The 13,122-nt window shown below is 61.8% G+C and carries 13 protein-coding genes; 8 read left to right on the plus strand and 5 right to left on the minus strand.

Going from position 1 to position 13,122, the window contains the following annotated elements; translation table 11 throughout:
- The first annotated feature begins 7 nt into the window (after positions 1-7).
- Positions 8-2,233 carry a DUF4139 domain-containing protein gene (locus Q363_RS12680; RefSeq protein ID WP_169746969.1) on the plus strand — a complete coding sequence of 742 codons (2,226 nt, stop codon included), beginning with the start codon at positions 8-10 and terminating at the stop codon, positions 2,231-2,233.
- Positions 2,234-2,541: 308 nt separating this feature from the next.
- On the opposite strand, the gene Q363_RS12685 is transcribed toward Q363_RS12680, so the two are convergent.
- From Q363_RS12685 to Q363_RS12700, 4 genes are all read right to left on the minus strand, one after another.
- Positions 2,542-3,696 (minus strand): trans-sulfuration enzyme family protein, encoded by a 1,155-nt coding sequence (locus tag Q363_RS12685; protein ID WP_035350599.1) that lies wholly within the window; start codon positions 3,694-3,696, stop codon positions 2,542-2,544.
- Positions 3,697-3,788: 92 nt separating this feature from the next.
- Positions 3,789-4,706 carry a PLP-dependent cysteine synthase family protein gene (locus Q363_RS12690; RefSeq protein ID WP_035350602.1) on the minus strand — a complete coding sequence of 306 codons (918 nt, stop codon included), beginning with the start codon at positions 4,704-4,706 and terminating at the stop codon, positions 3,789-3,791.
- Between the two features lie 2 nt (positions 4,707-4,708).
- On the minus strand, positions 4,709-5,890 hold the full coding sequence (locus Q363_RS12695; RefSeq protein WP_051978713.1) for a VWA domain-containing protein: 1,182 nt from the start codon (positions 5,888-5,890) through the stop codon (positions 4,709-4,711).
- On the minus strand, positions 5,874-6,980 hold the full coding sequence (locus tag Q363_RS12700) for a VWA domain-containing protein (protein ID WP_084080297.1): 1,107 nt from the start codon (positions 6,978-6,980) through the stop codon (positions 5,874-5,876). The genes Q363_RS12695 and Q363_RS12700 overlap by 17 nt, the downstream gene beginning before the upstream one ends.
- Before the next feature lie 295 nt (positions 6,981-7,275).
- On the opposite strand from Q363_RS12700, the gene Q363_RS12705 reads away from it, so the two are divergent.
- From Q363_RS12705 to Q363_RS12725, 5 genes are all read left to right on the plus strand, one after another.
- On the plus strand, positions 7,276-8,631 hold the full coding sequence (locus Q363_RS12705) for a DUF1015 domain-containing protein (RefSeq protein WP_035350604.1): 1,356 nt from the start codon (positions 7,276-7,278) through the stop codon (positions 8,629-8,631).
- Between the two features lie 174 nt (positions 8,632-8,805).
- Entirely contained in the window at positions 8,806-9,606 is an 801-nt protein-coding gene (locus Q363_RS12710; protein WP_169746970.1) for an N-acetylmuramoyl-L-alanine amidase family protein, read from the plus strand.
- Positions 9,603-10,232, plus strand: a complete 630-nt coding sequence (locus tag Q363_RS12715; protein WP_035350608.1) for a GerMN domain-containing protein — start codon at positions 9,603-9,605, stop codon at positions 10,230-10,232. The genes Q363_RS12710 and Q363_RS12715 overlap by 4 nt, the downstream gene beginning before the upstream one ends.
- The gene (gene murI, locus Q363_RS12720) at positions 10,229-11,053 is read left to right on the plus strand and encodes a glutamate racemase (protein ID WP_035350610.1); all 825 of its coding nucleotides are present in this window, start codon (positions 10,229-10,231) and stop codon (positions 11,051-11,053) included. The genes Q363_RS12715 and murI overlap by 4 nt, the downstream gene beginning before the upstream one ends.
- A 64-nt stretch (positions 11,054-11,117) precedes the next feature.
- The gene (locus Q363_RS12725) at positions 11,118-11,498 is read left to right on the plus strand and encodes an EVE domain-containing protein (RefSeq protein WP_035350611.1); all 381 of its coding nucleotides are present in this window, start codon (positions 11,118-11,120) and stop codon (positions 11,496-11,498) included.
- 36 nt (positions 11,499-11,534) lie between these two features.
- On the opposite strand, the gene Q363_RS12730 is transcribed toward Q363_RS12725, so the two are convergent.
- Positions 11,535-12,368 carry a prephenate dehydratase gene (locus Q363_RS12730; RefSeq protein WP_035350613.1) on the minus strand — a complete coding sequence of 278 codons (834 nt, stop codon included), beginning with the start codon at positions 12,366-12,368 and terminating at the stop codon, positions 11,535-11,537.
- A 152-nt stretch (positions 12,369-12,520) separates the two neighbouring features.
- Between Q363_RS12730 and Q363_RS40430 the strand changes: the two genes are divergently transcribed.
- The gene (locus Q363_RS40430) at positions 12,521-12,670 is read left to right on the plus strand and encodes a lmo0937 family membrane protein (RefSeq protein ID WP_157466796.1); all 150 of its coding nucleotides are present in this window, start codon (positions 12,521-12,523) and stop codon (positions 12,668-12,670) included.
- Positions 12,671-12,712: 42 nt separating this feature from the next.
- Complete coding sequence (locus Q363_RS12735) at positions 12,713-13,072, plus strand: CsbD family protein (protein WP_035350615.1); 360 nt, start codon at positions 12,713-12,715, stop codon at positions 13,070-13,072.
- Positions 13,073-13,122: the final 50 nt, after the last annotated feature.

Below are 13,122 nucleotides of genomic sequence, written 5' to 3' on the forward strand. Positions count from 1 at the left end.
CCCTCACTTGCGACCCTTCACTGCCTCTGCCTTGCTCGTCTCCGCCGCCCTTACCCTCACCGCCCAAACCGCAAAGCCACCACACGCGGTCATCAAGTCCGCCTCCCCCAAACCTCAACCCGCAGAGAAGTCCACCCTCCTCCCCGTCACCCGCGTAGCCCTCTACAAAAACGGCGTCGGCTTCTTCGAGCACTCCGGCTCCGTCACCGGCGACCAGACCGTCACCATCGACTTCACTACCTCCCAGCTCAACGACGTCCTCCAGTCCCTCACCGCCATCGACCTCAACGGCGGCCGCATCACCGGAGCCGGCTACAACTCCGCCACGCCCCTCGACCAGCAACTCAAGGCCCTCCCCCTCGCCCTCTCGGAAGACCCCACAGTCGCCGATCTCTACGCTGCCGTCCGCGGAGCACACGTTGAAGTCACTGGCTCCGGGGCTCCCTTCACCGGCCGCATCCTCAACCTTGAGATTCGCTCCACACCCTCTCCCACGCCCAACACTCCCCCAACACTGCGCAGCTTCCTCACCGTTATCTCCGACTCCGGCTCCATCCGCTCCCTCGAGCTCACCCCCTCCACCCAGGTCCGCCTCCTCGACTCCGCCCTCCACACCGACCTCGCCCGCTACCTCGAGCTCATCGCCTCCAACCGCTCCGAGGGCCTCCGCCATCTTTCCCTTCGTGACAACGGCACCGGCACCCGCCAGCTCCGGGTCTCCTACATCTCCGAGGTCCCCATCTGGAAGTCAACCTACCGCATCCTCCTCACCGACTCACCCTCCTCCACCTCCCCGCAGTCCGCCACCCTCCAGGGCTGGGCCGTCGTCGACAACACCGTCGGCACCGATTGGAACAACGTGCAGCTCTCCCTCATCGCCGGCTCCCCGCAAAGCTTCATCCAACCCCTCTCCCAGCCCATCTACTCCCGCCGCCCCGACATCCCCATCGCCCAGGACGCCCAGCTCACCCCGCAGACCCACGACAGCAGCATCGGCCAACTAGCCGCTACTCCCATGGCCGGAGTAGCCGGCATGTCCGGCATCGGCTCCGGCTCCGGTGTTCCCGGCGGAGTCATGGGCGGCATTGGCACTGCCCCTCTACCCGCAAAACGAGATCGCTTCTCGGGCGGCGGCCTCGACTCTACCAACGATACCGTCACCGTCAACGCCGAAGCCATGCCCATGGTCGCCTACGAGTCCGCGGCCGCAACCTCCGTCACCCCCAGGACCACCACCGCCGCCTACGACGACTACTTCGAGTACAAGCTCTCCGACCCCGTCACCATCCGCAAAAACGAGTCGGCCCTCGTCCCCATCCTCCAGACCAAACTCCCCGTCGAGCGCGTCACCCTCTGGTCGCCATCCCACCCGCGCCCCCTCCGCGCCCTCTGGATCACCAACGCCAGCACCCTCACCCTCGATCGCGGCTCCTTCTCCATCGTAGAAAACGGAAACTTCGGCGGCGAAGGTCTACTCGATCCCATCCATCCCAGCGAGCGGCGGCTTCTCTCCTACGCCTCCGACCAGGCCATCCGCGTCACCACCGACTACTCCCACGAAACCCAGCGCGTCACCAGCCTCACCGTCTCCCGCGGCGTCCTCCGCGAATCCCGCTCCCAGGTCTCCGAGGTCGAGTACATCGTCCACAACGCCGCACCCGACGCCCGCACCGTCATCGTCGAACAGCCCATCCGCCCCGGCTGGAAGCTCGACAGCGAAGCCGGCAACTCTAGCGACCCCAAACCCGCCGAGACCACTCCCGACGCCTACCGCTTCCGCGTCGCCACCGCTCCCGGAGAATCCGTCCGTCTCCACGTCGGCCAGCGCCGCACCTTCGACCAGATGTTTCGCCTCGTCGATACCAGCGACCAGCAGCTCACCCTCATCCTCCGCAACGCCAACGCCGGCCCCGGGTTCATGCAGCAGATCCAGCCCATCTTCGACGCCAAGCACAACCTCGCCTCGCTCGACACCCAGATCAAGGCCCGCGAAGGCGACATCAGTCAGATCAACGAAGACCAGAAGCGCATCCGCGAGAACCTCTCCACCCTCAAAGGCTCCGCCGAAGAACGCTCCCTCGCCAAACGCTACACCGACGAGCTCAACCAGCAGGAAGACAAGCTGGCCGCGCTGCGCAACGACCTCGACTCCCTACACCAGCAGCGCGAGTCCGCCCTGCAAGACCTCAACAACAAGATCGAATCCCTCAACATCGAGGAGAACCGCAGCTGATCCGTGCCACTCGGCCCACGCGCAGAGTCTGTCAAGCCCCATTCGCACGGAAAAAACATGTAAGTAACAGATAATAAGTTGGTTAATGGAACAACGCGAGGTGCCGATTAATTACTCTCACCTTGCTAGAATGGATTCAGTAGCAAAAAGGCCCCGGGATCAACCGGGGCCCTTCCTTTGCCTGCAAACCCATTTCGTTTCAATACTTTGATACTTAACCCACATATTATCAATATTTTACAAAGGAGATACCAAGCTAAACCAAATAAAATGAACATTTTACGCAAATAAGGGGGGAGGGGGGGGGGTCACCCACCCAAAGCCTGATCCAGGTCCGCGATGATGTCGTCTACATCCTCGATTCCGACCGAGATCCGCATCAACCCATCTGTAATCCCAAGCTTCGCCCGGCCTTCAGCCCCCACCGCAGCATGGGTCATCGTCGCCGGATGGCAGATCAGCGTCTCCACTCCGCCCAGCGACTCGGCCAGAAACCCGAGCCTCAGCCGCTGAGCAAACGCATTCGCCCGCTCCAACGATCCCAGCTCAATCGAGATCATCGACCCGAAGCCGCTCTGCTGCTTCTTTGCCAGCTCATGCTGCGGATGATCCTTCAACCCCGGATAGAAGACCTTCTCGACCGACTTGTGTCCGGCCAGAAACTCAGCCACAGCACGACCATTCGCATCATGCTGCTTCATCCTGACTGCCAGCGTCTTCACGCCGCGCAGCAGCAGATAGCTCTCGAACGGCGAAAGAATTCCGCCCGTGCACTTCTGCACAAACCGGAACCGCTCCGCCTGCTCCTCCGTCGTCGAAACCAGAACGCCGCCCAGCCCGTCCGAGTGGCCGTTCAGAAACTTCGTCGTCGAGTGCATCACAATATCCGCGCCCAGCGCGATCGGCTGCTGCAGATAAGGAGAAAGAAACGTGTTGTCCACACTCAACTCCACGCCCTGCGCATGGCAGATATCCGCAACCGCCCGAATATCCGTAATCGCCATCATCGGATTCGTCGGCGTCTCGATGTGCACCAGCTTCGTCTCCGGACGAATCGCCGCCGCAACGTTCTCCGCGCAGCTCGTGTCCACATAGGTAAACGTCAACCCATAGTTCGCCAGCACCTTGTCGAAGACCCGCTGCGTTCCGCCGTACACATTGTCCGAACAGACAACGTGATCGCCCGTCTTCATCATCGTCAGCATCGCCGTAATCGCGGCCATGCCCGAACCAAAGCAGTGCGCGCTCGTCCCGCCCTCAAGCGAGCAAAGGCTCTCTTCCAAGGCATCGCGCGTAGGATTCGTCAGCCGAGCATACTCATGACCCTTGTTCTTCCCGATCGCCTCCTGCTGATACGTCGACGTCAGGTAGATCGGAACATTCACCGCACCAGTCAACTCATCCGGCTGTTGCCCATCATGAATCGCCCGCGTCGCAAAACCATGCTTCTTCTCAGTTCGCATCACTTATCGCCTCTCTAAAAGCACCGTCATTTCGACACTGAGCGGAGTCGAAGGGGAGGAACCCCCGCATTTTGCTCGAAGCGCCGCATCTCTCAGTCGCTCAACAACCCCTTCGACAGATACCGCTCCGCCGAATCCGGAATCACCGTCACCACGCGCTTGCCTTTACCCAGCTCGCCCGCAACCTCAACCGCCGCACAAACCACCGCGCCCGCGCTCGACCCCGCAAACACACCCGCTTCCGCAGCCAGCCGCTTCACCATCTCAAACGCCGGAGGATCCACAACCTTGATCACTCGATCGCAAACACTCCGATCAAACGTAGCCGGAATAAACGAGACTCCAATCCCCTCAACCTTGTGCGGCCCAGGTTCGCCACCTTCAAGAATGCTTCCCTGAGGCTCAACCGCAACACACAGAATCTCCGCGCACTTCCGCTTCAGAAACCTTGAGACCCCGGTAAACGTTCCGGCCGAACCCACACCCGAGATCCACGCATCGACGCGACCCTCCATCTGCTCCCATATCTCGACCGCAGTCGTCTGCTCATGGAAATCAGGATTCGCCGGATTCTCAAACTGCAGCGCCGCAAACGCGCCGTCCGTCTCGCGCTCGAACTCCAGCGCCCTCCGGATCGCGCCCGCCATTCCCTCATCCTCCGGAGTCCGAATCACCGTCGCGCCGAGCCCGCGCATCAGGATGCACTTCTCCTCGGCGAACTGCTCCGGAACATACAGCACCACCTTGTACCCGCGATTCACCCCGATCAGCGCCAGGCCAACTCCTGTGTTTCCCGCGGTCGCCTCGACGAGCGTCGAGCCTTCGCGCAGCACGCCGCGCCGCTCCGCATCGAGCACAATCCCCAGCGCCGCGCGGTCCTTTACGCTTCCGCCGGGATTCAGATACTCCAGCTTCGCCCATATCTCGGCGCCGCCCGCAGGCTCAAGCGCCGTCAGACGCACCATCGGCGTCCGCCCCACCAAATCTGTAATCTTCTCTGCTGTCTGCATTCTCAGGGCCGCGTTCCCGCGTCGCTCGCTCCTTGCGTATTCATCGCGGCCTCACCCGCCTTGGAAGCGCCGGCAGCGACCCGCGGATAATATCCTGTGCGCGTCCTCACCGACAACTTGCCCATGTTCTTCGCCTTCGCCTCAACGCGAATCTGCCTGTAGCCTCCCAGCGTCGGCGACTTCGTCGAGTGATACGCAATCGTGTACTGCGTCCGGATGTCCTGCGCCACCTGCGCCGCAACGGAATCTACGTCCTTCAGTGACCGCGGAAAATACGCCGCGCCGCCCGTCTGCTCGCTCAGCGTCTCCAGCACGCGCTTGGCATGGCGCGACTCACGCTTATCCGTATCCTGCCCAAACAGCAGTCCCATCGAATAGATCACTGGACCGTCGAGGTCCTGGATCCTGCGGATCGCCTGTTCGAGCGACGCGCTCGACGCATTATCCTCGCCGTCGGTCACCACCAGCAGCACCTGCTTCGGATGCTTCCCGTTCTTCGCCAGGTAATCGGCCGAGGCCAACAGCGCGTCGTAGACCGCGGTCCCGCCGCTGGACTTGATGTAGCTCAACCCCTGCCGCAACTTGTCGACGTCGCTGGTGAAGTCCTGGTCGATGAACGCCTCCCAGGAGAAGTCCACCACAAACGCCTCGTCTTCCCTGTTCGACAGCTTGATCAGATCCAGCGCCGCCTGCTCTACCGCAGCGCGCTTGTCGTACATCGAGCCCGAGCTGTCGATCACGATTCCCAGCGAGACGGGAAGGTCCTCATGCCGGAACGAGTTGATCGTCTGCGCAACTCCGTCCTCGTAGACGCGGAATGCGTCTTTGTCCAGTGTAAGGATCGATCTGCCGTCCGAGTCCAGCACCGTCGCGTTTAGCCGCACTTCATACGCATCGGCCCGCAGCGTATACCTTCCGCCTTCCCGAGTGATCTGCCCCGACGGCGCCGTGCCAGCCGCACCACCGCGCGCAGCTGGAGTATCCGGATCGGGCGACGCGACCGGATCGCGATCGACCGTCAGCGACGGCTGCGTGACCGCCGCAGGCTGTCCTTTCTGTTGCCCCGCAGCATTCTGCGCCGCATTCGCAGAGGAACCGGCCTGCCCGTTCCATCCGCCTGCTGCCGCCGGTATTGCCAGCAGCGCCGCGGCTACGCACGGTAGAACTCTACTCCGAAGGTGCATAGTACCCCTGACGATTGTGTACCGTCAGCGGAGGAAGCCCCGGAGGCGGCACCAGTCGTATCTTCAATTTACGCCAGTTGCCGTCCTTCTTCACCTCCGACGGCCTGTACCCGATCACATACTCGTTCCGCAGCTCGGCCGAGATGCGCGTCGCAATGTCACTCAGGTCGGCGATATCGCCTACGCGGAACATTCTGCCGCCGGTCATCTCGCAGATATCGCTCAGCAGAATCGGCCCGAGCTGCTCTTCCTGGGTTGGAGCGTACTGGTCAAAGATTCCAATGGAGTAGATCTGGACGTCGCTCTCGCGCACCGCGCGCCTCAGCTCGCCCTCGGTGTAACGGCTCCGGTTGTCGCCGCCGTCGGAGATAATCAGCAGCGCCTTGCGCTCGTACTTGCCGTCGCGCAGCTTGTTCATCGCCAGATACACGGCGTCGATCAGCGCGGTCCGGTTCTCCGGCTTCAGCATCACCATTCGAGCCTCGACATCATCGACGTCAGAGGTGTAGTCCACGATCACCGCAGGACGGTCATTGAAGCCGACGACAAAGAACTCATCCAGCGGGTTGGATGTACGCAGAAACTCGCTGAGCGCCTTGCGAGCCCGCTGAAACTTCGAGCTCATGCTCCCACTCAGGTCGAAGACGATGCCGATCGTCACCGGCGCATCCTCGGTCGAGAAGCTCTTGATGATCTGCCCGATGTTGTTGTCGTAGATCTCGAAGTTTTCCTTCTCAAGACCGGTCACCAGCCGGTTCATCGGATCGGTTACGGTAGCCGGGACCAGCACCAGGTTCACGTCCACACGAATCCGCGCATCCCGGCGTGTGGTCGCATTCGCCACAACGTTGCCCGAACCCTCAACGACCGGCTTTAGGTCTTCGGGCGACTTTGGCGGAGGAGGCGGCGGCTGCGTATGCACTTCGCCCAGCGGATTCTCCTGCGCTCGCGCCACCCCAGCTCCAAGCGCGGTCAGCATCACCACGGCGACGATCATCCACACCATCGCCGAAGCCGCCCTGCGGTTCGACCGCCGGACAGCGTCCCAACGATTCAACCAACATTCACGACTGGTACTCGTATCCTGCATGGTCTGGTCATCTCCGCGACCTGTCTCGCAAAACCGGCTGGCTGCTCCGGTTCCCCCTCTCTCGGAAAAAGCGCCTGGGGAAGCTACTCAATCGGCCGGCCGGGCATTCCTTCTCCGTCCGCAGACTATACACCGAAACCGGCCAAACCGCCGCGTCACCCAAAGAATAGACGCTGTCTCCGGCCCATTTGTCATCCTTTTGCAAACAGCCGGGCCTTCATCATTCAGGCGCCGTCACGCCCTCCCCGTACAATCGCGTGATATCTATCTGATTGGGAGATCTCAAAAAAAACGCATGGCCCGCATCTATCCCTTCCGCGCCCTCCGCTACGATCCTTCCCGCGTCAACATGGAAGAGGTCGTCACCCAGCCCTACGACAAGATCACCCCTGCGATGCAGGAGCGCTACTACCAGGCCAGCCCCTACAACCTTGTCCGGGTGATCCTCGGCAAGCACTACCCTGGCGACAGCGACGAGGAGAACGTTTACACCCGCGCCGCCGACACCCTCCGCACCTGGCGCCGCGAGCACATCCTCGCTGAGGAGCCCGAACCGGCCCTTTACGGCTACTCCCAGACCTACGCCGTACCCCACAGCGACGAGGTACGGGAGCGCCGAGGTTTCATCGCCCTCGGCCACCTGTACGACTACGCTGACAAGGTCGTCTACCGCCACGAGCAGACGTTTCCCAAGCACAAGTCCGATCGAATGAGTCTCTTCAAGGCCACGCGCGCCTACTGCGAGCAGATCTACATGCTCTATTCCGATCCCGCCTTCACCGCCGAAAAGCTCATCTTCGGCTCCAAGGGCCCCAACGGCTTCGACGACAACCCGGCCGACCTCGCCATTACGGATGAGTACGGCGTCGTCCATAAGGTCTGGAAGCTGACCGACCCAACGCTGATCAATCTGATCGTCACCGCGATGGCTGACAAGAAGCTGATCATCGCCGACGGCCACCACCGCTACGAGACCTCGGTAGGCTACGCCAAGGAGCGCTCAGCACAGCTCAAGCTTCCGCTCGATCAACCGCTAGACCTGGACGAGAAGCTCCCCTCAGGCCACCTTCCCACGCCGGCTTTTCCCGAGGCGGCCATGATGATGACCTTCGTCAATATGGAGGCGCCAGGAATCACCATCCTGCCTACCCACCGCGTCGTCCATGGCATCGAAGGATTCTCGTCGCCCGACTTCATCACACGTGCCAGCTTCTATTTCGAGATCGAAGAGTTGGAGTCTCCCGATGTCTCCGCACTATCCGAGACCGACAGGACCGCCTTTATCGCCGTGACCATCGACGGGAGCTACCTGTTGACGGCAAAGCCCGGCGTCATCGCCGAAGCGCTCAAGGATCTTCCGGCGCGTCAGCGGCAGCTTGACGTCGTCCAACTCCACCGGATCGTGCTCGACAAGCTGCTCGGCTTGGATCAGGAGACGATAACTCGGCTCGGCAGCGTCAGCTACATTCGCGAGGCCGACGAAGCCATCTCCATGGTCACTGAGGGTGACTCGAATATCGCCTTCCTTATCAAGCCGATTACGCTCGATCAGTTGAAGGAGGTCTCGTTCGCAGGCGATGTGATGCCGCAGAAGTCCACCGACTTCTATCCCAAGCTGCTGAGCGGCCTTGCGATCTACGCTCTCGACTAGAGCCACTCTTCCACTTGGAAGCACGCTCGTCTCAGGAGTTGTTCCAGCGGAGTCCCCAAGGCAAGAACCCTCGAAATCACTCTCTGTCCTCGCTACAATCGAATCGCACTCTTACACGCACGCGCCGTGACTCAAATCCGCCCCTTCATTCTAATGGCCGCAAGCGCTCTCCTCTTGAGTACGGCCACCTGCCTTGCCCAGACGCCTGCCTCACCGCAGCCCGCGCAGCCGCCGCCACCGGCGATCCCCTCTCCCGCGGCACCTCCAAGACAAGTTCCCGCTTTCTACCGCAATCTCATTCTGCTCGATCCCGCCCACGGTGGTCCGGACACCGGTGCTCAGCTTCCGGACAATGTGCTGGAGAAAGATGTTGTCCTCGGCTTCGCGCAGCGCCTACGGCCCGCGTTGGCAGCACAGGGGTTCACGGTGATTTCCACGCGCGACTCCGATCCTGCCGCTACACTCACAACCGACCAGCGCGCCGGAACGGCGAACCACCTCCATCCCCTTGCCTGCATCCTGCTACACGCTACCGCGACCGGCACTGGGATTCACATCGCCTCCTCCTCGCTGACACCGCTCGGCGATGGCATCTCGCCCTCCCGCGCTCTTCCCTGGGCGACCGCACAGGCTCAGATCGTGCCGATGAGCCTTCGCCTGGCGAACGAGATTGGCCTGGCTCTTTCGAACGCCCAGCTCCCGGTCGTTCTTCTGCGTGCCTCGGCGCCGCCGATCGACAACCTGATCTGCCCGGCGGTCACCGTCGAGCTTGCGCCGCTTGTGCCATCCTCCGGCGATCCTTCTCCTGTCACAGACCTCGCCTATCAGCAGCGCATGATCGAGGCCATCACCACAGCGCTCGCCTCCTTCCGTACACACAACACTCCGGCGCCGTCCGCGGCGCCGCCAGCACCGCCGCCGCCGGCTCCGAAGCCCACACCTGTGCCCGCAGCCAACCCCGGAGCCGCCAAGTGATCCCTCGCTATCAGCGGATTCTCTTCTGGAGCCTCATCGGCAGCATCCTGCTGATGGGAGCCTTCCTTCTTCGCGGCTGCCGACAGGCGCATCAACGGCTTACTGCACTGAACGATGCCACTCCCATCGCTGCTCCGACCACCTCCGCGACGGAGGAGGTCACCCTTTATCTGGCCTCCGACGCCGACGCCACGATCACGCCAACCCGTTCCGAAGTGGCCCTTCCGCAGGAACCTTCGCTTCGCGCCCGAGCCCTGCTGGAGCACCTGCTTGCCCAGTATGCGCTGCCTGCCTCGGGGCACCCGCTCAAGAGCGGCCCCACCGTCTATGACGTCTTCCTTCTGGCGAATCCCGCCGATGCCAAGGCAGGCCAGATAGCGGTCGTCAACCTGCGAGGCTCCTTCGTGGACAACCACCCCTCCGGCGTCGAAGCCGAGCAACTTACGCTCAACTCCATCATCGGCACCCTGCACGCCGCTCTCCCCGAGGTCACCGAGGTCCGGTTTCTCGTCGATGGCCAGCCCCACGATACGCTCGCCGGCCACGTCGCTCTCAATCGCTCCTATTCCCTGAGCGACACCACCACTCGTCCTACGGCTCCCAGCGAGGCAGCCACACAGCCATGAACACCATCGGTGTCTTCGACTCTGGTTTCGGCGGCCTGACGGTGCTCCGCGCCCTGCTCGCCCAGGCGCCCTCAGCCCGGTACGTCTATCTGGGCGACACCGCACGGCTTCCCTATGGCTCGAAGTCGCACGAGACCATCGCCCGCTACGCGGTTTCGAGCGCGAAGTTCCTCGCAGCCCAGGGAGCGGAGCTGCTCGTCATCGCCTGCAACACGGCCACCGCACTCGCGCTAGACGACATTCGGTCGGCACTACCGATTCCCGTTGTTGGCGTCATCCAGCCTGGCGCGGAGGCCGCCCTCCATGCAGGGTCTGGGGTTCCCGCCTCGCAGCAAGTCCTCGTCCTCGCCACGGCTGCGACGACGCAGTCCGGAGCCTACACCCGCGCGCTCCATGCGCTGGGTCTCCGAGCGACCGAGAAGGCCTGTCCGCTTCTGGTGCCGCTGGTCGAAGAAGGCTGGATCGACAGTCCCACGCACTCCGCCGTCACGCTGGAGGTGCTTCGCATCTATCTTCTCGAAGCCCTCGCCCAAGCCCCGGACGCATCGACTCTCCTGCTGGGCTGCACGCATTACCCGCTTCTCAAGCCCCATTTCGAGGCCACTCTGCGCAATCTCCACCATCCCATGTGCATTATCGACTCCGCTGCGGCCACAGCGTCCACAGTCGCCGCACTGATGCCCACGGCAACACAACCGGCGTCCGCCACGCCGGACTGCGAGTTCTACGCCACCGACTCCATCGAGAAGTTCCAGCGTTTGGGCTCCGCATTTCTCGGCCGACCACTTCCTGCCGTCCAACTGATCGATCTTGGCGGCTGAACAAGCACAGGGTAGTCGTCGAAAAACCCTACTCCCTATTCCCTAGTCCCTATAACCTGTTCTTATGCCATACCTGCTCAAGACCGAACCGAACAAGTACTCCTTCGACGACCTGGTGCGCGACGGCGAGACCACGTGGGACGGCATCGCCAACCCGCAGGCACTGATGACGCTTCGCAACATGAAGAAGGGCGAAAAGCTTGTCATCTACCACTCGAACATCGGCAAAGCGGCCATCGGAACCGCGAAGGTCGTCTCGGTCGATCCCACCGATCCGAAGAACCCGATCGTACGCATCGCTCCGATCAAGCGTCTGAAGCGGGAAAAGACGCTGGCCGAAATCCGTGAGGCTCCGGTCTTTCACGGCTCGATTCTCTTTCGCCAGTTCCGCCTCTCCGTTGTCCCCCTTACGGAGGAGCAGTACGACTGGCTTACACAGCCCTGAGGTCGAAGACGTCGAACGCGTTCGTCCATCCTGAGGTCAGGCAGCCCTGTACTGTCCCAGGACCTTGACCATCCTGCAATGCTCGGCCAGCGCAGCGACAGCGACCTCGGCTTTTGCCGGCGTGTCAAACCTCACGTCCACATAGAACACATACTCCCATGGGCTTCCCGGGACGGGGCGCGATTCGATCTTCGTCAGGTCGACCCCCGCCCACGCCAGCCGTTCCAGGGCCGCCACTAGAGTTCCCGGCCTGTGCTCGATCGCGAAGGCCAGGCTCATCTTGTTCGCAGGCTCCTTCATCTTTGTCAGAGGGGCATCCTCAAAACGCCGCACCAGATGAAACCTCGTGAAGTTCTGCGCATGGTCTTCAATGCCGGGCACCAGGACCGAGGCACCGTACTCGGTTGCGGCCAACTCCGGCGCGATACCGGCAACGTCTCTCAGGCCCGCAGCCATCAGGTGTTTTACCGCGCCCGCAGTGTCGTAAAACGGCATAACCTCAAACTCTGAATGCGAGGCGAGAAATCGTCTGCACTGCGACAACGCCACCGGATGCGAGATGACTCTCCGTACCTCGCCCAGTCCCACGCCAGGCGCGGCGATCAGATTATGACGGATTCGAAGCATGCTTTCACGTTCGATGCGGACATCGAGTTCGAACAGAAGATCGTAGTGCTCGACGACTGAGCCATGCAGGCTGTTCTCGATCGGCAGCACTGCGGCATCCACCTCACCGGATACCACACGCGCCAACACCTCCGCCGAAACGTTGCACGCCACGATGCTGAGATCCGAAACGTCGTTGCCCAGCATTGCAACCGTTGCCATATGACTGTTTGAGCCCAGCTCTCCCTGGATCGCTATCTTCAACAAAAGGCCTCCACTGGGCTTCTATTTTATTCACGAATGCAACCTGACCTTCGCCACTGGCAACTTACAACAGGAAGGACTGGCTGAGGCTCGACCGCAACCGGTCGCAGCGATCAGCGCAGATCGTACTGCCTTCCGCAGGAGAGCCAAACATGCTTTGGACGATCACGATCATTCTGTTCATCCTCTGGGTCCTGGGATTGGTCAGCAGCTACACCCTTGGCGGGTGGATCCACATCCTTTTGGTCCTGGCAATCATCGTTTTGATCTTCAACCTGCTGTCCGGCCGACGACCAATTTAGCTGAACAGCCATCGCCCTCCCGAAACACCATGGGGTTGGAACATGAACAAGGAAACCGTAGAAGGAAAATTCGATCAGGCCGCAGGCGCTGTGAAGCAGAAAGTCGGCGAGACCCTCGGCAATCAGAATCTCGCGAACTCCGGAGCCGCCGATCAGGTCAAAGGCGCGGCGAAAGAGACGTGGGGCGAAGCAAAAGATGTAGCCGCCGAGCGCCGTGATGACGCAGCCGTGCGGACCAACGATGCAGTTGCCCAGACAAATGTCGAGCGCGAGAGCTTGGCACAGCGTACCGAGGACGCAGCCCATAGTCTTCGCGAGAAGCTTGTGGAAGGCGCGCAGAGCGCAAAGACTCGCATCAATGAAAAGCTCGGCGAGATAAAGGAACGATACAACCGGGCATAGTCCTCCGCTACACTTCCTCTCAGGCCCGCCAAGGATGGCGGGTCGTTTCT

Source organism: Edaphobacter aggregans DSM 19364 (genome assembly GCF_000745965.1).
GTDB classification, from domain to species: Bacteria; Acidobacteriota; Terriglobia; order Terriglobales; family Acidobacteriaceae; genus Edaphobacter; species Edaphobacter aggregans.

What these genes read in the sequence shown, in the direction of transcription:
- Q363_RS12685 (WP_035350599.1), bottom strand. Translation starts at nt 3,696, where the DNA reads ATGCGAACTGAGAAGAAGCATGGTTTTGCGACGCGGGCGATTCATGAT.
- Q363_RS12690 (WP_035350602.1), bottom strand. Translation starts at nt 4,706, where the DNA reads ATGCAGACAGCAGAGAAGATTACAGATTTGGTGGGGCGGACGCCGATG.
- Q363_RS12695 (WP_051978713.1), bottom strand. Translation starts at nt 5,890, where the DNA reads ATGCACCTTCGGAGTAGAGTTCTACCGTGCGTAGCCGCGGCGCTGCTG.
- Q363_RS12700 (WP_084080297.1), bottom strand. Translation starts at nt 6,980, where the DNA reads ATGCAGGATACGAGTACCAGTCGTGAATGTTGGTTGAATCGTTGGGAC.
- Q363_RS12705 (WP_035350604.1), top strand. Translation starts at nt 7,276, where the DNA reads ATGGCCCGCATCTATCCCTTCCGCGCCCTCCGCTACGATCCTTCCCGC.
- murI (WP_035350610.1), top strand. Translation starts at nt 10,229, where the DNA reads ATGAACACCATCGGTGTCTTCGACTCTGGTTTCGGCGGCCTGACGGTG.
- Q363_RS12725 (WP_035350611.1), top strand. Translation starts at nt 11,118, where the DNA reads ATGCCATACCTGCTCAAGACCGAACCGAACAAGTACTCCTTCGACGAC.
- Q363_RS40430 (WP_157466796.1), top strand. Translation starts at nt 12,521, where the DNA reads ATGCTTTGGACGATCACGATCATTCTGTTCATCCTCTGGGTCCTGGGA.
- Q363_RS12735 (WP_035350615.1), top strand. Translation starts at nt 12,713, where the DNA reads ATGAACAAGGAAACCGTAGAAGGAAAATTCGATCAGGCCGCAGGCGCT.